16 protein-coding genes and 1 pseudogene are annotated in these 22,918 nt (G+C 72.0%); 12 read left to right on the top strand and 5 right to left on the bottom strand.

Features of this window, described 5'->3' with window-relative positions:
• Nucleotides 1-24: 24 nt before the first annotated feature.
• Nucleotides 25-219 (top strand): DUF6191 domain-containing protein, encoded by a 195-nt coding sequence (locus EV567_RS23335; protein WP_130443256.1) that lies wholly within the window; start codon nucleotides 25-27, stop codon nucleotides 217-219.
• Between the two features lie 24 nt (nucleotides 220-243).
• Here the strand turns inward: EV567_RS23335 and EV567_RS23330 are convergent, their stop codons facing one another.
• Entirely contained in the window at nucleotides 244-1,407 is a 1,164-nt protein-coding gene (locus EV567_RS23330) for a sorbosone dehydrogenase family protein (RefSeq protein ID WP_130443254.1), read from the bottom strand.
• A 633-nt stretch (nucleotides 1,408-2,040) separates the two neighbouring features.
• Nucleotides 2,041-3,039: an aldo/keto reductase gene (locus EV567_RS23325; RefSeq protein WP_130443514.1), complete on the bottom strand. Its 999-nt coding sequence runs from the start codon at nucleotides 3,037-3,039 to the stop codon at nucleotides 2,041-2,043.
• A 76-nt stretch (nucleotides 3,040-3,115) separates the two neighbouring features.
• Here EV567_RS23325 and EV567_RS23320 point away from each other — a divergent pair, with 76 nt between their 5' ends.
• From EV567_RS23320 to serA, 6 genes are all read left to right on the top strand, one after another.
• Nucleotides 3,116-4,093 (top strand): 2-hydroxyacid dehydrogenase, encoded by a 978-nt coding sequence (locus EV567_RS23320; protein WP_130443252.1) that lies wholly within the window; start codon nucleotides 3,116-3,118, stop codon nucleotides 4,091-4,093.
• Between the two features lie 328 nt (nucleotides 4,094-4,421).
• Nucleotides 4,422-7,433, top strand: coding sequence for a bifunctional diguanylate cyclase/phosphodiesterase (locus EV567_RS23315; protein WP_165430473.1), 3,012 nt, complete (start codon nucleotides 4,422-4,424; stop codon nucleotides 7,431-7,433).
• Between the two features lie 233 nt (nucleotides 7,434-7,666).
• Nucleotides 7,667-9,514, top strand: a complete 1,848-nt coding sequence (locus EV567_RS23310) for an acetolactate synthase large subunit (RefSeq protein ID WP_207228841.1) — start codon at nucleotides 7,667-7,669, stop codon at nucleotides 9,512-9,514.
• Nucleotides 9,515-9,534: 20 nt separating this feature from the next.
• On the top strand, nucleotides 9,535-10,059 hold the full coding sequence (gene ilvN, locus EV567_RS23305; RefSeq protein WP_130443246.1) for an acetolactate synthase small subunit: 525 nt from the start codon (nucleotides 9,535-9,537) through the stop codon (nucleotides 10,057-10,059).
• A gap of 117 nt (nucleotides 10,060-10,176) precedes the next feature.
• Nucleotides 10,177-11,175 (top strand): ketol-acid reductoisomerase, encoded by a 999-nt coding sequence (ilvC, locus tag EV567_RS23300; protein WP_130443244.1) that lies wholly within the window; start codon nucleotides 10,177-10,179, stop codon nucleotides 11,173-11,175.
• 298 nt (nucleotides 11,176-11,473) lie between these two features.
• Entirely contained in the window at nucleotides 11,474-13,063 is a 1,590-nt protein-coding gene (gene serA, locus EV567_RS23295; RefSeq protein WP_130443242.1) for a phosphoglycerate dehydrogenase, read from the top strand.
• A 69-nt stretch (nucleotides 13,064-13,132) separates the two neighbouring features.
• Here the strand turns inward: serA and EV567_RS23290 are convergent, their stop codons facing one another.
• A complete protein-coding gene (locus EV567_RS23290; RefSeq protein WP_130443240.1) occupies nucleotides 13,133-14,638 on the bottom strand; it encodes an MFS transporter in 1,506 nt (501 codons plus the stop codon).
• A gap of 110 nt (nucleotides 14,639-14,748) precedes the next feature.
• Between EV567_RS23290 and EV567_RS23285 the strand changes: the two genes are divergently transcribed.
• On the top strand, nucleotides 14,749-15,351 hold the full coding sequence (locus tag EV567_RS23285; RefSeq protein ID WP_130443238.1) for a TetR/AcrR family transcriptional regulator: 603 nt from the start codon (nucleotides 14,749-14,751) through the stop codon (nucleotides 15,349-15,351).
• Nucleotides 15,352-15,360: 9 nt separating this feature from the next.
• Here EV567_RS23285 and EV567_RS23280 read toward each other — a convergent pair whose 3' ends face one another.
• On the bottom strand, nucleotides 15,361-16,596 hold the full coding sequence (locus EV567_RS23280; protein WP_130443236.1) for a CdaR family transcriptional regulator: 1,236 nt from the start codon (nucleotides 16,594-16,596) through the stop codon (nucleotides 15,361-15,363).
• Nucleotides 16,597-16,758: 162 nt separating this feature from the next.
• Between EV567_RS23280 and EV567_RS23275 the strand changes: the two genes are divergently transcribed.
• The 3 genes from EV567_RS23275 (at nucleotide 16,759) to EV567_RS28420 (ending at nucleotide 19,898) form a co-directional block, all read left to right on the top strand.
• On the top strand, nucleotides 16,759-17,685 hold the full coding sequence (locus EV567_RS23275) for a proline dehydrogenase family protein (RefSeq protein WP_130443234.1): 927 nt from the start codon (nucleotides 16,759-16,761) through the stop codon (nucleotides 17,683-17,685).
• A 183-nt stretch (nucleotides 17,686-17,868) separates the two neighbouring features.
• Nucleotides 17,869-19,500 carry an L-glutamate gamma-semialdehyde dehydrogenase gene (gene pruA / locus EV567_RS23270; RefSeq protein ID WP_130443232.1) on the top strand — a complete coding sequence of 544 codons (1,632 nt, stop codon included), beginning with the start codon at nucleotides 17,869-17,871 and terminating at the stop codon, nucleotides 19,498-19,500.
• A gap of 266 nt (nucleotides 19,501-19,766) precedes the next feature.
• A complete protein-coding gene (locus EV567_RS28420) occupies nucleotides 19,767-19,898 on the top strand; it encodes a hypothetical protein (RefSeq protein ID WP_130443230.1) in 132 nt (43 codons plus the stop codon).
• 7 nt (nucleotides 19,899-19,905) lie between these two features.
• On the opposite strand, the pseudogene EV567_RS23260 reads toward EV567_RS28420, so the two are convergent.
• Nucleotides 19,906-21,574: pseudogene (locus EV567_RS23260) on the bottom strand (purple acid phosphatase family protein).
• 132 nt (nucleotides 21,575-21,706) lie between these two features.
• Between EV567_RS23260 and EV567_RS23255 the strand changes: the two are divergent.
• Complete coding sequence (locus tag EV567_RS23255) at nucleotides 21,707-22,750, top strand: 3-isopropylmalate dehydrogenase (RefSeq protein WP_130443228.1); 1,044 nt, start codon at nucleotides 21,707-21,709, stop codon at nucleotides 22,748-22,750.
• The last annotated feature ends 168 nt before the right edge of the window (nucleotides 22,751-22,918 follow it).

Below are 22,918 nucleotides of genomic sequence, written 5' to 3'. Positions count from 1 at the left end.
GCAGGACCCGGCTGTGGAGGCGTTGTGTTCAACATGTTCGAGGAGCTCTTCGCGCCCGGCCGCAAGCACACCCGCGACGAGCAGAACCGCCTGGAGCTGACCCGGGAGGACGTCGGCGACACCGACCCCGGTCACGGGCCGATAGACCTGTCCTCCGGCAAAGTCGTCGTCCGTCCGCCGGCGGACCGGGGCGAAGGGGAGCCGGAGGCGGGGGCGTGAGCGGCGCGGTGCCCCTCGGGGCGCTCAGCTCACCCGGAGTTCCAGTATTCGGTCGTCGCCCCCCTTGGGCGCGCCCCGGCCGTCCGTGTTGCTGGTGGTGACCCAGAGCCTGTCGCCGCCCGCCGCGACCACCGTGCGCAGCCGGCCGTACTCGCCCTCCAGGAAGGCCTGGGGGTCCGCCGACGCCTGCGTGCCCTTCAGCGGGATGCGCCACAGCCGCTTCCCACGCAGGCCCGCCATCCAGATCGAGCCCTTGGCGTAGGCGATGCCGCTGGGGGAAGCCTGGTCGGTGCTCCACTGGGCGAGGGGGTTGCGGTACGCCGGGTCGTCCGACCTGCCCTCGACCTCGGGCCAGCCGTAGTCGCCGCCCGGCGTGATCGCGTTCAGCTCGTCCCACGTCTTCTGGCCGAACTCCGCCGCGAACAGGCGCTGCCTGGAGTCCCAGGCGAGGCCCTGCACATTGCGGTGCCCGTACGAGTACACGGGGGAGTCGGGGAACGGGTTGCCCGGGGCCGGCTCGCCCTCCGGGGTCAGCCGCAGGATCTTGCCGCCCAGCGACTCCTTGTTCTGGGCCAGTCCCACGTCGCCGGTCTCGCCCGTGCCCGCGTAGAGCATCCGGTCCGGGCCGAAGGCGATCCGGCCGCCGTTGTGGATCATGCCCTTGGGTATGCCCTTGAACACCGTGTCGGGCGCGCCCAACTGCTCCCCGGCGGGCCGCCGAGCGTCGTACAGCATGCGTACGACGCGGTTGTCCGAGGCGGAGGTGAAGTACGCGTAGACCATGTGGTCCGCGGCGTAGTCGGGGGACAGGGCCAGGCCGAGCAGACCGCCCTCGCCGGCCGCCGAGACCCCCGGCACCTCGCCCAGCAGGGTCTTCTTCCCCGTCGCCGCGTCGACCCGGGTGATCGTCCCCTCGTCCCGCGAGGCGACCAGCAGGCCGCCCTCCGGGAGCGGGGCGAGACCCCAGGGGCTGTTCAGCCCCTCGGCCACCGTGCGCACCACCGTGACGGCGCCCTTGGCGGGCGGGGCCGCCTCGGCGGGAGACCGCGCGGGCGAGGACGCGGCGGACGTGGGCGCGGCGGACGGCTTCGCCGCACCACCGGCCGGCCCTCCACCGTCGGATGAGCAGCCGGCCGCCAACAGAAGCGCACTCGCGGCCGCCACGGCCCTCACTGCTCGACGCTGCACGCTCTTGGTCCCTTCGCCACAACGCTCACGGCTACCTTCCCCTTGTCATACACCGCCCACCCCGTCAGAGTTCCCGATCCCCAAATCCCAACGCAGAACAACCGCCCCGTCCAGGGCAGCCCACGCAAGGGGCGCGGGGAACTGCGCGCCAAGCCACGACGCCGCCGCGCAAGAAGCCAGGCACCGACCCGGCCATGTCAGCGACGGCGGGGCAGCACCGGGAAGGGGCGCGGGGAACTGCGCGCCAAGCCACGACGGCGCCGCACCCGAACACACCTACCGACCAGGCCACTCACCCCAGGCCAGGGCAGCCCACGCAAGGGGCGCGGGGAACTGCGCGCCAAGCCACGAGGGCGCCGCGCAAGAAGCCAGGCACCGACCCGGCCATGTCAGCGACGGCGGGGCAGCACCGGGAAGGGGCGCGGGGAACTGCGCGCCAAGCCACGACGCCGCCGCACCCGAACACACCTACCGACCAGGCCACTCACCCCCGGCCAGGGCAGCCCACTCAAGGGGCGCGGGGAACTGCGCGCCAAGCCACGACGGCGCCGCGCAAGAAGCCAGGCACCGACCCGGGCGTACCCTCCCCGGTGCGGCAACACAGGCTTCCCGGCACCACCAGCGGAGCGTCCCTCACTCCCAAGACACCCGCGCCGCCGGCAACGCCGACACCTCCGCCAGGTCGCGCACGGTCAGCCGCAGCCCGCACGCCGCGGCGTTCTGCGTGACCCAGCGCTCCTGCTTGGTCCCCGGCACCGGGATCACGTTCCGGCCCTGGGCCAGCACCCACGCCAGCGCCACCTGCGCCGCCGTCACCGTGTCGCCGTGCCGCGCGGCCACCCGCCGCAGCCCGGCGACGATCGGCTGGTTCGCGGCCATCATCTCGGCGGTGAACCGGGGGTGCCGGGCCCGCATGTCGTCCGGCTCGAAGCCCTGCCCCGGGGTCAGCGTCCCGGTGAGGAAGCCGTTGCCCAGCGGCATCGCCGCGAGGAAGCCCACCCCCCGCGCCTCGCACCACGGCAGCAGCGCCTCCAGCGCCTCCGGCGACCACACCGACAGCTCCGCCTCCACCGCGCTCACCGGGAAGACCTGCTGCACCCGCCGCAACTGCCGGATCGTCGCGTCGTAGAGCCGCCCGCCCGACCGCCGGCCGCCCCGCGCGCCCACCGCGCACAACCCCAACGCCCGTACCTTGCCCGCCTGTACGAGCTCCGCCATCGCGCCCCAGGTCTCCTCCACCGGAACCTCGGGGTCGGCCCGGTGCAGCTGGTAGAGGTCGATGACGTCCGTCTGCAGCCGCCGCAGCGAGGCGTCACAGGCCCTTCTCACGTAGCCGGGACGGCCGTTGGCCACGATGTGCTGCTCGCCGACCAGCAGCCCCACCTTCGTCGACACGAACGCGTCCGCGCGCCGCTCCTTCAACACCCGCCCCACCAACAGCTCGTTGGTGAACGGGCCGTACATGTCGGCCGTGTCCAGAAGGGAGGCGCCCAGATCCAGTGCCCGGTGCAATGCCCTCAGCGACTCGTCACCCCGCTGACGCGACCCGCTGTAAGCCCAGCTCATCGGCATGCACCCGAGTCCGACGGCCCCCACCGCGAGCGCCGCCGCGCCGATCGTCCTGCGCTCCACCTGCTCGTGACCCTCCCTGTCCTGGTCCACCAACCTAACCTCTGCACGCGTGCGTGCCTCACATAGCCTCCTGAGCATGACTACGGACACACCCCGCGACGTCTGGCTGCCCTTCCCGCCGGACGAGATCGAGGGCCTCCCCGAAGGCCCCCGCTACCTCTTCTGGGACGGCGGCGACGCAGGCGACCAGGACTTCCCCGGCGATCCCGCGGACTGCGTCCTGTACGTGGTGCCGTACATGAAGCGTCAGCCGGTCAAGGTGCGCCCGCTCCGCGAGATGCGCCGCCTCCAGGTCGTGCAGACCCTCACCGCGGGCGTCGACGACATCACCGCCCGGCTGTCCGACCTCGTGCCCGGGGTGCGGCTGTGCAACGCGCGCGGGGTGCACGAGGCCAGCACCGCGGAGCTCGCCCTCACCCTGACCCTGGCCTCGCTGCGCGGGATCCCGCAGTTCGTGCGCGCGCAGGAACAGGGCGTGTGGCGCGGCGATTTCCATCCGGCGCTCGCCGACAAGAGCGTCCTCGTCGTCGGCTACGGGGCCATCGGCGAGGCGATCGAGGACCGGCTCGTGCCCTTCGAGGTGGCGCGGGTGGCGCGCGTCGCGCGCTCCGCGCGCACCACGGAGCGCGGCCCGGTGCACCCCTTCACCGATCTGCCCGCCCTCCTCCCCGAAGCGGACGTCGTGATCCTCTCGACGCCCCTCAACGACAGCACCCGCGGCCTCGTGGACGGCGACTTCCTCGCCCGCATGAAGGACGGCGCCCTCCTCGTCAACGTGGCCCGCGGCGCGGTCGTCGACACGAAGGCCCTGCTCGCGGAGGTGGAGAGCGGCCGGCTCACCGCCGCCCTGGACGTCACCGACCCCGAGCCGCTGCCCCGGGGGCACCCGCTGTGGCGGGCGCCGGGCGTTCTGATCAGCCCGCACGTCGGCGGCCCCACGTCCGCGTTCCGGCCGCGCGCCGAACGGCTGCTGACGGACCAGTTGAGGCGATTCGTGAACCAGGAGCCGCTGCGCAACGTGATCCTCACGACGGGCGTCACGGACGAGACGTGACGGCCGTGGCACGCGGGCGCTCCGGTTCGGGCACCCTCCGCAGTCCCGCGGACGCGGTACGTGCGCGCGTCGCCGCTGGTCGTCACTGAGCGTAGAGGAACTATGTCCCTGAGTGACGAGACTGGTGTATCGTCCGGACTGGGGCTGCGCCGCGCACCGTTCGGCGCCGGGGACGAACATTCCAGACGTGAGGGGGGCGACGGGCGATGCACGGCCAATGGACGAACGATCCGACGCGGTGGAGCGGCCGCCGACGGCCCTGCCACGCGTCCACGCGCCGACGACGCGGCGGCCCCGCCGGTCACCGGGCACCGACCGGGAGGCCACGGTGAGTTCGCCGCCGACCTCCACCCCCCTCCTCGACGGAGCGCCGCGCGCGCACCCGGCGCCGGGTGCGTCGCCGTCCGAGCCGCCGTTCTGCGGCCATGGACCGGGAGCGGTCCGCCAACTGGTGCTGGCCCTGGTGTGCGCGGGATACGCCGTCGGCTCCGCGTGCGGCTGGGGATCCGACCGGACCGCCCTGGTCATGGGCGACTTCGGCCTCGCCGCCGCGGCGGGGACGGCGGCCGTGTCCTGCTTCCTCTACGCGCGCAACCGCCGCATCCGCTTTCGGCCCGCCTGGCTGCTGTTCGGGCTCTCCTCGACGATGGCCGCCCTCGGAAACCTGGTCTGGGGCTGGTACGAGGTCGTGCTGAACCGGCCCGTGCCCAGTCCCAGCTACGCCGACCTGTTCTTCCTGTGCTTCGCGCCGCCCGCGATCGTGGGATTGCTGGTGCTGGCCGCCCGCCCCGTCACCAAGGCCGGCTGGGTCTGCCTCGTGCTCGACGCCTGGCTGATCGCAGGCTCACTGCTCACGCTCTCCTGGAGCCTCGCGCTCGCCCAGGCGGCGCAGCTCGACGGCCCCAGCGTGGCCCACGCCGCGCTGTCCCTCGCCTACCCGCTGCTCGACATCGCCCTCGTCAGCATGGTGCTGGTGCTCCACTTCCGGCGCTCGCCGGTCAACCGCACGGCGGTCAACACCGCCGTCGGCGCCCTCGCGCTGACCGTCATGTGCGACGCCCTGTTCACCTCACCGCTCCTGCACCACTCCTACCGCTCGGGCCAACTCCTCGACGCGGGCTGGTTCGCGGGCTCGCTGCTGCTCGCCTACGCCCCCTGGGCCGCGGACCGGCAGCACCGGCGCGGCGCGGACGGGCACACGCGTGTGGTGCACGAGCACCTGCCCGGCCGGCGCACCGTCGTCGCCGCGCCCCCGCAGCGCGACCCCCGGCCGCAACCGCCCGGCGAGCACGCCCGGTACCCGGCCACCCGCCCCATCACCGGCTCCCTCGCCGCCCTCACGCCGTACCTCGCGGCCGCCGTGTGCACCCTGGGCATCCTCTACAACGTCCTCAACGGCCGCAGCGTCGACCGCGTGGTCCTCCTGACCGGCGGCACCGTCGTGCTGGCCCTCGTGGTGCGCCAGGGCATCATGCTGCTCGACAACATCACCCTCACCCAGGAACTGGCCCAGAAGGAGAACTACTTCCGCTCCCTGGTGCAGGGCTCCAGCGACGTCATCATGATCGCCGCGCCCAGCGGCATCCTGCGCTACGTCTCCCCGGCCGCCGCCGGCGTCTACGGACGGTCCGCGGAGGACCTGGTGGGCACCGAACTGGCCCACCTCATCCACCCGGAGGACCTGGGCTGCGTGGTGCACGAGGTGCGCCGCTTCCTCGCCGCCAGCCCCAAGGACGAACCCACCACCCGTATCGAGTGCCGCTTCCGCTCCGGCGACGGAGGCTGGCTCAACGTCGAGTCGACCGTCAACCGCCATCAGGGCGGCCTGATCTTCAACAGCAGGGACGTCACCGAACGCGTGCGTCTGCAGGCGCAGCTCCAGCACAACGCCGAGCACGACCCGCTCACCGACCTGCCCAACCGGGCGCTGTTCACCCGGCGCGTGCGGCAGGCGCTGTCCGGCCGCCGCAGCTCCGACCGGGGCACCGCCCTGCGCAACACCGCCGTCCTCTTCATCGATCTCGACGGCTTCAAGGCCGTCAACGACACCATCGGCCACCAGGCCGGGGACGAACTGCTCGTCCAGGCCGCCCGCAGGCTCCAGGACTCCGTCCGCCAGGGCGACACCGCCTCCCGGCTCGGCGGCGACGAGTTCGCGGCGCTGATCGTCGGGGACGGCACTCGCGACCGCTCCGCGCGCGAGCGGCACATCGTGGACCTCGCCGACCGGCTGAGGGTCACGCTGTCCCAGCCCTACCTCATCGACGGCAGCGAGGTCAGGGTGGCCGCGTCCATCGGCGTCGCCTTCGCCGAGACCGGGCTCGGCGCCGGCGAACTGCTGCGCAACGCCGACCTCGCGATGTACCGGGCCAAGGCGGGCGGCAAGGGCCGGGTCGAGCTGTACAAGCCGCAGATGCAGCAGGACGTCGTCCGCAAGGCGGAGCTGGCCACGCGGCTGAGAGCCGCTCTGCACGACGGCGAGTTCGCCCTGCTGCACCAGCCGGTGGTGCGGCTGGAGGACGGCCGGATCGCGTCGGTCGCCGCCCAGGCGCGCTGGCGGTCCTCCCAGGGCGTGCTGTTCACACCGGCGGAGTTCCTGCGGGTCTCGCAGGACGCCGACGACAGCGACAAGACCGCCGAACTGGGCCGCTGGACGCTGGAGGAGGCCGTCGCCCAGGCCGCCGACCGGGCCGCCGGCGGGCTGAACCACCCGGTGGTCGTGCGGGTGGGCGCCCGTCGCCTGCTGGACCGGTCGATGCCATTGGGCTCCGTCGAGGCACTGCTGACCCGGCACGGACTGCCGCCCGCGTCACTGGTGATAGAGCTGTCCGACATCGACTCCCGGGTGCCGCTGGACGACCTGGAGCGCCGGCTGGGCGCCCTGCGCCGGCTCGGCGTGCGGATCGCACTGGACGGCTTCGGCGGCTGCGTGGCCATAACGGCCCTGCGCCGGCTGCCCGTCGACGTGCTCAAGCTCGACCGCGGGCTGGTGGAGGGCGTCGTCGAGTCCGCGCGGCTGCACAAGATCACCAGTGGGCTGCTGCGGATCGCGGGCGACCTCGGACTCCAGTCCGTGGCTGAGGGAGTGGACCTGCCCGAGCAGGTCGTCGCCCTGCGCGCGATGGGCTGTACGCACGGGCAGGGAATGGCGTTCTCCGGGCCGCTCGACGAGTACCGGCTGCGCCGGGCCCTCGGCCGCGGCGACTACCCGGTGCCGCACGGACCCGTCGAACCCGCGTTCGCGGGCGGCGGGACGGCGACGTACACCAGCGGCATCACCGCCGTCCTGGGCGGGACGCCCCTACGCTCACATAATGAGACCCATGTCCCACCCACTTGACAGTCGGTGCGCGCCGGGGGGAGGGTCAGTGCCATGCGCACCCGAATTCTCGTACTTGGAAAGCGCGTCGGCTGAAGCTGGTGACGCTCCGGACGGACCCGGAACTCCCAGCGACCCCACCCGGCGCGCTCCCCTCGCTTGCCCTATGGCACGAGGGGTTTTTTGTTGCACAGGCAGCATTCGCACACCGCACAAACAACGCAAAAACCCTCAGCATCGAGAAGAGAATGCCGATGACCGAGCAGGCCACCGGGGCCAGTCACCCGCAGCCCCGGCCCCGATCCGGAGGACACTCCGCTTCCGTCGAGAGCGTGACGGGCGCGCAGTCCCTCATCCGCTCCCTCGAGGAGGTCGGCGCCGACACGGTATTCGGCATTCCCGGCGGTGCGATCCTCCCCGCCTACGACCCGCTGATGGACTCGACCCGGGTGCGCCACGTCCTGGTCCGTCACGAGCAGGGCGCCGGCCACGCGGCCACCGGCTACGCGCAGGCCACCGGCAAGGTCGGCGTCTGCATGGCCACCTCCGGCCCCGGCGCCACCAACCTGGTCACCCCCATCGCCGACGCGCACATGGACTCCGTGCCGCTGGTCGCGATCACCGGCCAGGTCGCCTCCAAGGCGATCGGCACCGACGCCTTCCAGGAGGCGGACATCGTCGGCATCACCATGCCGATCACCAAGCACAACTTCCTGGTCACCAAGGCCGAGGACATCCCGCGGGTCATCGCGCAGGCCTTCCACATCGCCTCCACCGGCCGCCCGGGCCCCGTCCTGGTCGACATCGCCAAGGACGCCCTCCAGGCGCGGACGACCTTCTCGTGGCCGCCCACCATGGACCTGCCCGGCTACCGGCCCGTCACCAAGCCGCACGCCAAGCAGATCCGCGAGGCCGCCAAGCTGATCACCGCCGCCAAGCGGCCGATCCTCTACGTCGGCGGCGGTGTCCTGAAGTCCGGCGCCACCGCCGAGCTGAAGGTCCTCGCCGAGCTGACCGGCGCGCCCGTCACCACCACGCTGATGGCGCTGGGCGCGTTCCCCGACAGCCACCCGCAGCACCTGGGCATGCCCGGAATGCACGGCTCGGTGGCCGCCGTCACCGGCCTGCAGAAGGCCGACCTGATCATCGCCCTCGGCGCCCGCTTCGACGACCGCGTCACCGGCAAGCTCGACAGCTTCGCCCCGTTCGCCAAGATCGTCCACGCGGACATCGACCCGGCGGAGATCGGCAAGAACCGCGAAGCCGACGTGCCGATCGTCGGGGACGCGCGCGAGGTCATCGCGGACCTGATCCAGGCGGTGCAGAAGGAGCACGGCGAGGGCCAGAAGGGCGACTACACCGCCTGGTGGAAGGACCTGTCCCGCTGGCGCGAGACCTACCCCCTCGGCTACGACCAGCCCGCGGACGGCTCGCTGTCCCCGCAACAGGTCATCGAGCGCATCGGTCAACTCGCCCCGGAGGGCACCGTCTTCGCGGCCGGCGTCGGCCAGCACCAGATGTGGGCCGCCCACTTCATCCAGTACGACAAGCCGGCCACCTGGCTGAACTCCGGCGGCGCGGGGACGATGGGCTACGCGGTCCCGGCCGCGATGGGAGCCAAGGCGGGCGCCCCGTCGAAGACCGTCTGGGCGATCGACGGCGACGGCTGCTTCCAGATGACCAACCAGGAACTCACCACCTGCGCCCTGAACGGCATCCCGATCAAGGTCGCGGTCATCAACAACGGCGCGCTCGGCATGGTCCGCCAGTGGCAGACCCTGTTCTACAACCAGCGCTACTCCAACACGGTGTTGCACTCCGGCCCGGGCGACGTCAACCCGGAGGCCCGGGGCACGCGCGTCCCCGACTTCGTGAAGCTGTCGGAGGCGATGGGCTGCTACGCCATCCGCTGCGAGTCCCCGGACGACCTCGACAAGGTCATCGAGGAGGCGAACTCGGTCAACGACCGCCCGGTCGTCGTCGACTTCATCGTCCACGAGGACGCGATGGTGTGGCCGATGGTCGCCGCAGGCACCTCCAACGACGAGATCATGGCCGCCCGGGACGTCCGCCCCGACTTCGGCGACAACGAAGACGACTGAGCGAGGAAGACCCAAGAGACATGTCCAAGCACACGCTCTCCGTCCTGGTGGAGAACACCCCGGGCATCCTCGCCCGGATCGCCGCCCTGTTCTCCCGCCGCGGCTTCAACATCGACTCGCTCGCGGTCGGCGTCACCGAGCACCCCGACATCTCCCGCATCACCATCGTGGTGAGCGTCGACGACCTGCCGCTGGAGCAGGTGACCAAGCAGCTCAACAAGCTCGTCAACGTGCTGAAGATCGTCGAGCTGGACCCCTCGCAGGCGGTTCAGCGTGAACTCGTCCTGGTGAAAGTGCGCGCCGACAACGAGACGCGCTCCCAGATCGTCGAGATCGTCCAGCTCTTCCGCGCCAAGACCGTGGACGTCTCCCCGGAGGCCGTGACCATCGAGGCCACCGGGAGCAGCGACAAGCTGTCCGCCATGCTCAAGATGCTGGAACCGTACGGCATCAAGGAACTGGTCCAGTCGGGCACGATCGCGATCGGCCGTGGCGCCCGTTCGATCACCGACCGATCGCTGCGCGCCCTCGACCGGTCGGCCTGACGACCGATACGGGCGGTCGGGTGACACCGGCCGCCCGTATACCGAGACCCCGAGACTTCCCTTCCGCCCGCCGTCATACGGTGGGACGCAACATCTGCATTCAAGGAGAGAACCCAAGTGGCCGAGCTGTTCTACGACGCTGACGCCGACCTGTCCATCATCCAGGGCCGCAAGGTCGCGGTCATCGGCTACGGCAGCCAGGGCCACGCCCACGCCCTGTCGCTCCGTGACTCGGGTGTCGACGTGCGGGTCGGTCTGCACGAGGGCTCCAAGTCCAAGGCGAAGGCCGAGGAGCAGGGCCTGCGCGTGGTGACCCCCGCCGAGGCCGCCACCGAGGCCGACGTCATCATGATCCTCATCCCGGACCCGATCCAGGCCCAGGTCTACGAGGCGTCCATCGCCCCGAACCTGAAGGACGGCGACGCGCTGTTCTTCGCCCACGGCTTCAACGTCCGCTTCGGCTTCATCAAGCCCCCGGCCGGCGTGGACGTCGCCCTGGTCGCCCCCAAGGGCCCGGGCCACCTCGTCCGCCGCCAGTACGAGGAGGGCCGCGGCGTCCCCGCGATCGCCGCCGTCGAGCAGGACGCCACGGGCAACGCCTTCGACCTGGCCCTGTCGTACGCCAAGGCGATCGGCGGCACCCGCGCCGGCGTCATCAAGACGACCTTCACCGAGGAGACCGAGACCGACCTGTTCGGTGAGCAGGCCGTGCTCTGCGGCGGCACCTCGGCCCTGGTCAAGGCGGGCTTCGAGACCCTGGTCGAGGCCGGCTACCAGCCGGAGATCGCCTACTTCGAGTGCCTGCACGAGCTGAAGCTGATCGTGGACCTCATGTACGAGGGCGGCCTGGAGAAGATGCGCTGGAGCGTCTCCGAGACCGCCGAGTGGGGCGACTACGTCACGGGCCCGCGCATCATCACCGACGCCACCAAGGCCGAGATGAAGAAGGTCCTCGCCGAGATCCAGGACGGCACCTTCGCCCAGAACTGGATGGACGAGTACCACGGCGGCCTGAAGAAGTACGACGAGTACAAGACCCAGGACTCCGAGCACCTGCTGGAGACCACCGGCAAGCAGCTGCGCAAGCTGATGAGCTGGGTCGACGAGGAGGCGTAAGCCTGAGCGCCGGGGCCGGAGCCGATCGCTCCGGCCCTTTCGGCGAACCCCGGGTAACGTCGTAGGAGACGGTGTTGTCCACCCCGTCCATTCACGGACGGGTGATCCTTCCGCAGAGGCGCAGGACGACCTTTGCCGCAGCACTAGACTGCTGCACTAATACGCGTCAGGCCCACAGCGTCGTGCGTCTTCCGCGGCAAGCCACCCTCCACCGCCTGCGGCCGTCGGGACGGCCGTCCGCACGCGCCCCCATAGCCTGGAGGGCATGGGAGGTGCCCCCAGACTTGCGAGGACTCACGTGAGCTCGAAACCCGTCGTACTCATCGCTGAAGAGCTGTCGCCCGCCACCGTCGACGCACTCGGGCCGGACTTCGAGATCCGGCACTGCAACGGGGCGGACCGGGCCGAGCTGCTCCCGGCCATCGCCGACGTCGACGCCATCCTGATCCGCTCGGCGACCAAGGTCGACGCCGAGGCGATCGCCGCCGCGCGCAAGCTGAAGGTCGTCGCCCGCGCCGGCGTCGGCCTGGACAACGTCGACGTCTCCGCCGCCACCAAGGCCGGCGTGATGGTCGTCAACGCCCCCACCTCCAACATCGTGACCGCCGCCGAGCTGGCCTGCGGTCTGATCCTCGCCACCGCCCGCAACATCCCGCAGGCCAACGCCGCGCTGAAGAACGCCGAGTGGAAGCGCAGCAAGTACACGGGCGTGGAGCTCGCCGAGAAGACCCTCGGCGTCGTCGGTCTCGGCCGCATCGGCGCGCTCGTCGCCCAGCGGATGTCCGCGTTCGGCATGAAGGTCGTCGCCTACGACCCCTACGTGCAGCCCGCGCGGGCCGCGCAGATGGGCGTCAAGGTGCTGACGCTGGACGAGCTGCTCGAGGTCTCCGACTTCATCACCGTCCACCTGCCCAAGACGCCCGAGACGGTCGGTCTCATCGGCGACGAGGCGCTGCGCAAGGTCAAGCCGGGCGTGCGCGTCGTCAACGCCGCGCGCGGCGGGATCGTCGACGAGGAGGCGCTGTACTCGGCGCTCAAGGAGGGCCGGGTCGCCGGCGCCGGTCTCGACGTGTACGCCAAGGAGCCCTGCACCGACTCGCCGCTGTTCGAGTTCGACCAGGTCGTCGCCACCCCGCACCTGGGCGCCTCCACCGACGAGGCCCAGGAGAAGGCCGGCATCGCCGTCGCCAAGTCCGTGCGCCTCGCCCTCGCCGGCGAGCTCGTGCCGGACGCGGTGAACGTCCAGGGCGGCGTCATCGCCGAGGACGTCAAGCCCGGCCTGCCGCTCGCCGAGCGCCTCGGCCGTATCTTCACCGCGCTCGCCGGCGAGGTCGCGGTCCGCCTCGACGTCGAGGTGTACGGCGAGATCACCCAGCACGACGTGAAGGTGCTGGAGCTGTCCGCCCTCAAGGGCGTCTTCGAGGACGTCGTCGACGAGACGGTGTCGTACGTCAACGCCCCGCTGTTCGCCCAGGAGCGCGGCGTCGAGGTGCGGCTGACGACCAGCTCGGAGTCGGCCGACCACCGCAACGTCGTCACCGTGCGCGGCACGCTCGGCAGCGGCGAGGAGGTGTCGGTCTCCGGCACGCTGGCCGGCCCCAAGCACCTCCAGAAGATCGTCGCCGTCGGCGAGTTCGACGTGGACCTCGCGCTCGCCGACCACATGGTCGTCCTGCGCTACGAGGACCGTCCCGGTGTCGTCGGCACCGTCGGCCGCATCCTCGGCGAGGCGGGCATCAACATCGCCGGCATGCAGGTCGCCCGTGCCACGGTCGGCGGCGAGGCGCTGGCCGTCCTGACCGTGGACGACACGGTCACCGCGGCCGTGCTGGCCGAGGTGGCGGAGGAGATCGGGGCGACGTCCGCGCGTTCCGTGAACCTCGTCTGACGCGACCCACGCACGAGCGCCGGGCGGGCTGACCGACGTCAGCCCGCCCGGCGCTCGTCCGTTTCCCCGTCACTTCACGCGGATGCTCCGCAGCGTCATGGCGGCCGCCACCGCCGACCCCGCCAGCAGCACCGCCGCCGCGACCGCCGCACCCTGCATCCCGCTGGTGAACGCCTCCCGCGCGGCCGTCGCCAGGGCGTCTCCCGCGCGCCCCGGAAGCTGATCGGCGATCGCGAGCGCCCCGCCCAGGGTCTCCCGGGCCGCGTCCGGCGCCGAGGCCGGGACGCCGTGGCGGTAGACGGCCGTGCCTATGGAGCCGAGGACGGCCATCCCGAGGGCGCCGCCGAACTCGGCGCCCGTCTCCAGCAGGGAGGAGGCCGAGCCGGCGCGCTCGGCCGGGGCGGCCCCCAGCGCCAGGTCGGTCATCTGGGAGACGACCACGACCATCCCGGAGGCGAGGACCCCGCAGGCGACCAGCACGAGCCACAACGAGGCGGTGCCGGCGGGAAGCAGCAGGGCGTAGCCGGCCGCGGCGATCACGAAGCCCGCCGTGACGACGTAGGCCCGGTTCACCCCCTTCTGGACCAGGGCGGTGGCCAGCGGGGCCGTCATGCCGATCGGCACCGAGGGCAGCAGCGCCCACAGGGCCGCCTCCAGGGCACTCTTGTCGAGGACCGACTGCAGGTACTGCGTGGTGAAGTACGCCGATCCCATCATGCCGAACGAGGCGACCAGGTTGAGGACGACCGCGGGAGCGAAACCGTGGCCGCGGAACAACGCGGGGGAGATCATCGGTGATTCCGCTGTGCGCTGGCGGTGGACGAAGAGGGCAGCGAAGAGCAGACCGACGGCGAGCGAGACGACGTACTCGGCGTGCACGCCCTCGACGGCGATCTCCTTCAGGCCGTAGATCACGGGCAGCACGGCGGCCATCGACAGCGGGACGCTCGGCAGGTCGAAGCGGCCGGGGGAGGGGTCGCGCGACTCCGGCAGCAGCACCGGGCCGAGGGCCAGCAGCAGGCCCATCGCGGGCAGGTTGACCAGGAAGACCGAGCCCCACCAGAAGTACTCGACCAGCACCCCGCTCATCACCGAGCCGAGCGCGACGCCCGCCGTCATCACGCCCGACCACAGGCCGATCGCCTTCGCGCGCTGCCCGGGGTCGGTGAACATCGTGCGCAGCAGGGCCATCGTCGACGGCATCAGTGTGGCGCCGCCGATGCCGAGGACCGCGCGTGCGGCGATGAGGGTCTCGGCGCTTCCGGCGTACGCCGCCACCAGGGAGGCGGCGCCGAAGGCGGCCGCACCGACCAGCAGCAGCCGGCGGCGGCCGAAGCGGTCGCCCAGCGAGCCCATCGTCATCAGCAGGCCGGCCAGGACGAACCCGTAGATGTCGAAGATCCACAGTTGCTGGGCGCCGCTCGGCTCGAGGTCGGCGCTGATGGCCGGGACGGCGAAGTACAGGACGGAGACGTCCATCGAGACCAGGAGCAGCGGAAGCATCAGGACGCCGAGGGCGGTCCATTCGCGGCGCCCCGCACGGGGGCCCGCAGAGGTGTGCGTCGAGTTCGTCATGGCAAGGACTGTACGGCCGCATTAAACGAGTGTCTAGAACGGTTGTATAAAACAGTCGTGTAAAACTTCGTCTAGGACAGATGTATGGATCGGGCGGTAGGCTGGTCCGCATGGGACACCGTGAGGATCTGCTCGACGGCGCCAAGCGCTGCCTGGTGCAGAAGGGCTTCGCGCGGACGACGGCGCGCGACATCGTCAAGGAGTCGGGGACCAATTTGGCCTCGATCGGCTACCACTACGGCTCGAAGGACGCGCTGCTCGCGCAGGCCTACGTGGCGCTGGTGGAGGACATGGGCCCGGCCTTCGCGGGCGGCGGCGAGGGAAGCCTTCCCGGCGAGCCGGGCTCGCTGGAGCGCTTCCAGGCGCTCTGGTCGAACATCATCGGCACCATGCGGGAGCCAGGCTCGATCTGGCGGCTGGGCATGGAGGCCCTGGTCATGGGCGACCGGATGCCCGAGGTGCGCGACCATCTGGCGCGGGCCCAGCGGGAGGCGGGACGCGGTCTCGTGCCCCTGATCATGGGCGGACGCGAGGAGGACGTCTCCGACGAGACCGCGGACACCCTCGGCGCCTTCTGCGTCACCCTGATGACGGGCCTCATCGCCCAGTGGAACTTCGACCCGGCGACCGCCCCCGAGGCCGACCGGCTCACCGAGGGGATGCGCCAGGTGATCGCGGGGATGCGGCCCGCCGAGAACGCCACCGCCTCCTGAGGCGCGGCCTCACAGCCGGCGCGCCTTGAGCGCCATGTGCAGCAGCAGGCGGTCCTCGCCGTCGTCGAGGTCGAGGCCGGTCAGCTGCTCGACCCGGGACAGCCGGTAGTACAGCGTCTGGCGGTGGACGCCCAGCTCCGCCGCCGTGCGGCCGGCCTGCCCCGCGCAGTCCAGATACGTCTCGGCGGTGTGGGCCAGCTCGCGGTGCGCGGGGGCCAGCAAGGCGTGGACGGCCCGGTCGTGGACGGCCTCCGGGGGCAGCGCGGTCAGCAGCCGGTACGGCCCGATGTCCGCCCACTGGGCGACCGGCCCCAGCCGTGGCTCGGCGAGCACCGCCCGCGCCGACGCCGAGGCCTCCCGCCACGCCGTGCCCAACTCCGCGAGACCCGCCCGCCCCTCGGCCACCCCGGCGGCCGCACGCCCCCCGGCGCCCTTCGCCGCGTCCGTCCCCGCGTCCCCGCCCGTCACCCGCTCCAGCAGCCGCCCCGCCACCACGGTCGCCGGCGTCGACGCGGACGCCGAGCGGAGGCGCACCAGCACCGCGAGGCACTGTTCCGCCGCGCCCCAGGGGACGGTGCACAGGGCCTCCGCGCCGGCGAGCGTGCGCAGGGAGGGGGCCTCGGCGGGGTCGGCGGACGGCCAGGGGGCCACGCACACCACCGTGTGGGGCGCGTCCGCGCGCGAGCCCAGCGCGGTGCGCAGCTCGGCCACCGCCATGTCCCGCTGCCAGCCCCGCCCGGCGGTCAGCACCGCCCGCAGCTCCCGGGTGAGGCCCGCACCGTGCCGGGCCTCGTCGGCGAGCAGCGCGCCGATCCGGGCGGTCACCCGCATCGCGGCTGCCAGCTGCTCGTCGGAGGGGCCGGGGTCGCCCTCCAGCAGCCAGACGTAACCGAGGACGACGCCCCGATGCCGCACCGGGAGACACACACGGCCCCGGTGGACGCCGGCCTCCGGGGTCGGCGGGATACGGACCGGGCCGGAGGCCCGGGTGATGCCGAAGCCCTCGAACCACGCCCGGACCGCGGCCGTGGAGCGCCGGGTCAGGATCGAGCGGGTGCGCACCGGGTCCAGGGCGGCGGCGTCGAGCTCGTCGTCGCTGTCGTACGCGCCGAAGGCGATCAGCTCGAAGTCGCGGTTCTCCAGCGTCGCCGGCGCGCCCAGCAGCTCCGACAGCTCGTCGACCAGCTCCTGGTAGTCGCCTCTGAAGTCCCGGAAGTCCCCGCTCACCACGCCATTCTCCCGCATCGCGCGCGACCCTTCATACATCTGTCTGAGATCTGCGGCACGGATGCGTGACAGCTGTCGATGGCAGACGATCGGAGGGATCCTTAGGTTTCACGGTGGTTCTCCGTGCCGTCCCGGATCGTCGGGAACGGCCTCGTGTGGGTTGGTATGTGGAGGTGCCCCGTGCTGGGTCCCGTGATTCTCGCCGCGTCGCGCAGCGACCGGATGCGTCGCCTGATCTCGGCGGCCCCGGTGACCAAGCAGGTCGTCGACCGCTTCATCCCGGGCGAGACCGTCGACGACGTGCTCCCCATCGTCGGGGAGCTCACCGCCCGCGGCCTGGAGCTGACGATGGACGTCGTCGGCGAGGACATCACCACCCCCGAGCAGGCCGCCGCGGCCCGGGACGCCTACCTGGAGCTGATCGGCCGGCTGGCCGGGCTGGAGCTCGGCGAGCGCGTCGAGATGTCCGTGAAGCTGTCGATGTTCGGCCAGGCGCTCCCCGGCGGCCACGAGCTGGCGCTCGCCAACGTCCGCCCGGTCGTCGAGGCCGCCGCCGCCATCGGCACCACCGTCACCCTCGACGCCGAGGACCACACCACCCTCGACTCGATGTTCGCCATCCACGAGGAGCTGCGGAAGGACTTCCCGCGGACCGGCTGCGTCATCCAGGCCTACCTCTTCCGCACCGAGGCCGACGCCCGCCGCCTGGCCGGCAGCGGCAGCCGCGTCCGCCTGGTGAAGGGCGCGTACAAGGAGCCCGCAGAGGTCGCCCACCAGGACAAGCACGAGATCGACAAGGCGTACGTCCGCGTGCTGCGGACGCTGATGGAGGGCGAGGGGTACCCGATGATCGGGTCGCACGACCCGCGCCTGATCTCCATCGCCCAGGAACTGGCCCGGCGCGCCGGCCGCAAGCTCGACGAGTACGAGTTCCAGATGCTGTACGGCATCCGCGGCGAGGAACACCTCCGGCTCGCCGCCGAGGGCCACCGCATGCGCGTCTACACCGCCTACGGCACCGACTGGTACGGCTACTTCATGCGCCGCCTCGCTGAGAAGCCGGCGAACCTGCGCTTCTTCGCGCGGAGCATGATCAGCCATGGCTGACCCGACGAGGCTGTGCCGCAGCCTCTGCCGGGGGTCCGGGGGTCGTCCCCCGGGAAGGCACAGCATGCGCCGTCTCGCGGAGAAGCCGGCGAACCTGCGCTTCTTCGCACGGAGCATGGTCACCAAGGGCTGAGCCCGCACCACCCCGCTCGTAACACCGCTCAGTAAGGAGTAGAGGAACCCATGGACGCTGTGACCCAGGTCCCCACCCCCGTCAACGAGCCGGTGCACGGCTACGCCCCCGGCTCGCCCGAGCGGGCCCGGCTGGAGGTCAAGCTCAAGGAGCTGGCCGAGAACCCGGTCGACCTGCCGTGCACCATCGGCGGCGAGAAGCGGATGGGCGGCGGCGACGCCTTCCAGGTGGTGCAGCCGCACAACCACAAGGCCGTCCTCGGCACCTACCGCAACGCGACCAGGCAGGACGCGCAGGACGCCGTCGACGCGGCCCTCGCCGCCGCGCCCGCCTGGCGCGCGATGTCCTTCGACGACCGCGCCGCGATCATCCTGCGTGCCGCCGAACTGCTGGCCGGCCCCTGGCGCGAGACCCTGGCCGCCTCCACCATGCTCGGCCAGTCCAAGACCGCCCAGCAGGCCGAGATCGACACCCCCTGCGAACTCGTCGACTTCTGGCGCTTCAACGTCCACTACGCCCGCCAGATCCTGGCCGAGCAGCCCCCGGCCAACTCCCCGGGTGTGTGGAACCGGCTGGACCACCGCCCGCTGGAGGGCTTCGTCTACGCGATCACGCCGTTCAACTTCACGGCCATCGCGGGCAACCTGCCCACCGCCCCGGCGCTGATGGGCAACGTCGTCGTGTGGAAGCCGTCCCCGACGCAGACCCACGCCGCCGTGCTGCTGATGCGGCTGCTGGAGGAGGCGGGCCTGCCCAAGGGCGTCATCAACCTCGTCACCGGCGACGGCATCGAGGTCTCCGAGGTCGCCCTCAACCACCGCGACCTCGCCGGCATCCACTTCACCGGCTCGACCAAGACCTTCCAGTACCTGTGGAAGACGGTCGGCGCCAACATCGAGAAGTACCGCTCCTACCCGCGGCTGGTCGGCGAGACCGGCGGCAAGGACTTCGTCGTCGCCCACCCGAGCGCCGACCGCGCCGTCCTCAAGACCGCGCTGACCCGCGGCGCCTTCGAGTACCAGGGCCAGAAGTGCTCGGCCACCTCCCGCGCCTACATCCCCGCGTCCATCTGGAACGACGGCTTCCGTGAGGAGTTCGCCGCCGAGGTCGACCGCATCGCCATGGGCGACGTCACCGACCTCTCGCACTTCATCGGCGCCGTCATCGACGAGCGCGCCTTCGCCAAGAACAAGGCCGCCATCGACCGCGCCCAGGACGACCCGTCCTGCACGATCGTCGCCGGCGGCAGCTACGACGACTCGGTCGGCTGGTTCATCCGCCCGACCGTCATCGAGTGCACCGACCCGGACAACGAGGTGTTCACCACCGAGTACTTCGGCCCGATCCTCGCCGTGCACGTGTACGAGGACGACCGCTACGACGAGATGCTGACCCAGATGGAGTCGGCCTCCGACTACGCCCTGACCGGCTCGGTCATCTCCGGCGACCGCGCCGCGGCCGCGTACACGATGGAGAAGCTGCGCTACGCGGCCGGCAACTTCTACATCAACGACAAGTCCACCGGCGCCGTCGTCGGCCAGCAGCCCTTCGGCGGCGGCCGCGCCTCCGGCACCAACGACAAGGCCGGCGCCCCGCAGAACCTGACGCGCTGGACCCTGACCCGCGCCATCAAGGAGACGCTGGTCGCGCCGACCGACTACACCTACCCGCACATGGGCTGACGCCCCGTCGAACGGGCCGGTCCGGGGGCACCCACCCCCGGGCCGGCCCTTCGCCGTCTCAGATAGTAGGAAGTCCGAGTAATTGTGGAGACAGGCGCGCGCTCCTCGCTTAGCTTTGTAGGAGCCGAACGTCTCGCTCGATCCAGCGAATGGCGGTCGTGAGCCAGGCCCCGTGCAGGCAACCCCTGCGGCCGGCGCTCCCCGCCCATCCGGCGTCTCGTACCCCCTGCCGTGCTCCCTGTCCTGTGAGAAGGAGTCGATTCCCCATGGCCGAGACGACCGTCCGCCGCCGAGTCCGCCGCGTCTCCCGCACGAGCGAGTCCGACCGCAAGAACGCCGCCGCCGCCCTCCAGCGCGCCCTCGACCGCCGCGACAACGGCGGCGAGACGGGCCACTGACGCCCCCTCAGCCCGCCCGGCCCTCCTGAACCGGGAGCCGCCCGCCGGGAGCCGCACCCCGGGAGCCGCGCCCGTCGAGGATGCGGCGCGGGGCCCGAACGGGACCTCGGGCTCCGCGCCGCACCTCGAACCGGTCGATCCGCGCGCCGTCCGCCGCGCGCGCCGACACCGTCAGCCGCGGTGACGGACCCGCGACCGCCTCCACCGTTAGGAACGAGAAGCCGCGGTAGCGCACCCGCGACCACTCCACCGTCTCCGCCGCCCGCTCCCCGGACCGGGTCCACCGGAAGCTGTCGATCTCCCGGTGGCGGGTGACGTGCCCCTCATAGCTCTCCGCCACGCCCGCCTGGAACCCGTACAGCGCCCGGCCGCCGCCGCCCGCCGTCACGTACACGGTCCCGTCCCGCGCGGGATCGGCCGAGCCGCCGACCGGCACCGGCCGGCCCACCCCGCCGTCCCTCACGGCGTCCGTCCGCTCGTACACATGGTTGTGACCGTTGATCACCAGGTCCACCTGGTGCTCCTCGAACAACGGCAGCCACGCGTCGCGCACCCCGCCGTCGGAGGCGTGCGTCGAGGTGGAGTGGACACAGTGGTGGAAGAAGACGACGACGAAGTCCACCTCGTCGGCCGCCCGCAGCGCGCCCAGCGTCCGCCGCAGCCAGGCCGTCTGCCGGCCCCCCGTCCGCCCCAGGTTCGCGGGGATCTCGTACGACACGTCGTTCGCGTCCAGCGCCACCACGCCCACGTTGCCGTAGACGAAGGAGTACGCGCCCGGCGTCGTGCGCGGGGCGAAGCCGCTGTCGGGGAGGGAGAAACGGGCGAGGAGGCCGCCGTAGCCGTCGGGGGAGTACCAGGCCTCCATGTCGTGGTTGCCGGTGGTCGCCAGCCACGGCGTCGAGCGCGCCACCGGCTCGCTCTGCCGCCAGAACGCGTCCCACGCCAAGGGGTCGTAGCGGTCCGACCGCGCGCCCTGCCCGGCGCCGTCCGCGTAGCAGATGTCGCCGGCGTGCAGATGGAACGCGGGCCGCTCCCGGGCCAGCAGCCGGTTGACAGCGACCGGGCCCCGGCCGACGCCCTGGTCGCCGAAGGCGGTGAAGACGAACCGCTCCGGACGGGCCGGCGCCGTGCGGAACGACGCGATCGAGGCGCGGTGCTCCAGGGCGGCCGGGTCGAAACCGTCGTGGCCGACGCCGTAGTAGTACGTCGTGCCCGGCAGCAGATCGTCCAGGGCCGCGTGCACGTAGTACTGCTCCACGGCCGGGCGCACACCCCGGACCCCGGGCGTGTACAGGGAGCGCACCTCGGCCTCGGCCTTCGCGCCCAGCGCGTCGGGGGGCGCCGAGGCGGACGAACGGACGGCGCACCGGGGCGGGCACCTGCCAGGAGACCCGCATCCGGGTACGCGGGTCGGTGCCGAAGGAGAGATGGCGGCCGAAGGGGACGGCGTCGCGGCCGGCGACCTCTCCGGCCGTGGGCCGCGGCGCGGGCGCGGCCGGGGAGCATCCGGTGAGCAGCCCGCCCGCGACCGAGCCCGCCAGCGCCCCGGCGCCCGCCAGCGCCCGGCGGCGCGACGGCCTCGCCCGACGGTGCGCGCTCCACAGGTACTCGTACTGCTCGGCCATGCTCATCCGCTCCGCGAGCCGGGGCGGAATGCCGACGTCCGGTGTCTCCATGCCCCCACCCTCCCCGCAGGCCCCGACGGCCGTCCGGCGAACGAGGGAATCCGCGGCCGGTTCACCCCGCATCGGCTGTCCGTATGCCGGACGATCTGTGTCATCCCATGGGACGAGGAGTAGGGTGCCCGCATGTCTCGCAGCATCGATCTCGCAGTGATCCCCGGTGACGGCATCGGCCAGGAAGTCGTGGCCGAAGGCCTCAAGGTCCTCTCCGCCGTCCTCCCGCAGGATGTGAAGCTGGAGACCAAGGAGTACGACTTCGGCGCCCAGCGCTACCACGCCACCGGTGAGACGCTCACCGACGCCGACCTCGACGCCCTCAAGCGGCACGACGTGATCCTGCTCGGCGCGATCGGCGACCCGAGCGTCCCCTCCGGCGTGCTGGAGCGCGGCTTCCTGCTCAAGCTCCGCTTCGCCTTCGACCACCACGTCAACCTGCGTCCGTCGAAGCTGCTCCCGGGCGTCGCCACCCCGCTCGCCGGCGAGCCGCGGATCGACTTCGTCGTCGTCCGCGAGGGCACCGAGGGCCCCTACACGGGCAATGGCGGCACGATCCGCAAGGGCACCGAGCACGAGGTCGCCACCGAGGTGTCCGTCAACACGGCCTTCGGCGTCGAGCGCGTGGTCCGCGACGCCTTCGCCCGCGCCCAGGCCCGCCCGCGCAAGAAGCTCGCGCTGATCCACAAGAACAACGTGCTGACCTTCGCCGGCCACCTGTGGACGAATGTCTTCAACAAGGTCGCGGCGGAGTTCCCCGAGGTCACCACCGAGTACATGCACGTCGACGCGGCGACCATCTACCTGGTCACCCAGCCCGAGCGCTTCGACGTCATCGTCACCGACAACCTCTTCGGCGACATCATCACCGACCTCGCCGCGGCCGTCTCCGGCGGCATCGGCGTGGCCGCCTCCGGGAACATCAACCCGTCCGGCGAGTTCCCGTCCATGTTCGAGCCGGTCCACGGCTCCGCCCCGGACATCGCCGGCCAGGGCAAGGCCGACCCCACCGCCACGGTCCTGTCCGTCGCGCTCCTCCTGCGCCACCTCGGCTACGACGCCGAGGCCGGCCGCATCGAGGACGCCGTCTCGGCCGACCTCGCCGAGCGCACCGGCAAGCCCGCCCGCTCCACCTCCGAGATCGGCGACGCGCTCGCCGTACGCGTAGCCGGCTGACCCGGGCCGCACGCAGCTTGCACGCAGCCGCCGGGTCGCCTCAGCGCCCGGCGGCTTCCGCATGTCCGCCGCCGGGTGACACCATCATCCCGGGCCGCATTCACGCCGTTTTCCTCCGTGGCACCCCGCTTGAGACAATCGAACGCGGAGCCGCGGAATGAGGGAATG

It is taken from the genome of Streptomyces sp. BK239 (genome assembly GCF_004217285.1).
Lineage (GTDB): Bacteria > Actinomycetota > Actinomycetes > Streptomycetales > Streptomycetaceae > Streptomyces.
Note: the sequence above shows the minus strand (reverse complement) of the source record. Positions and strands in the feature narration are given on the sequence as shown.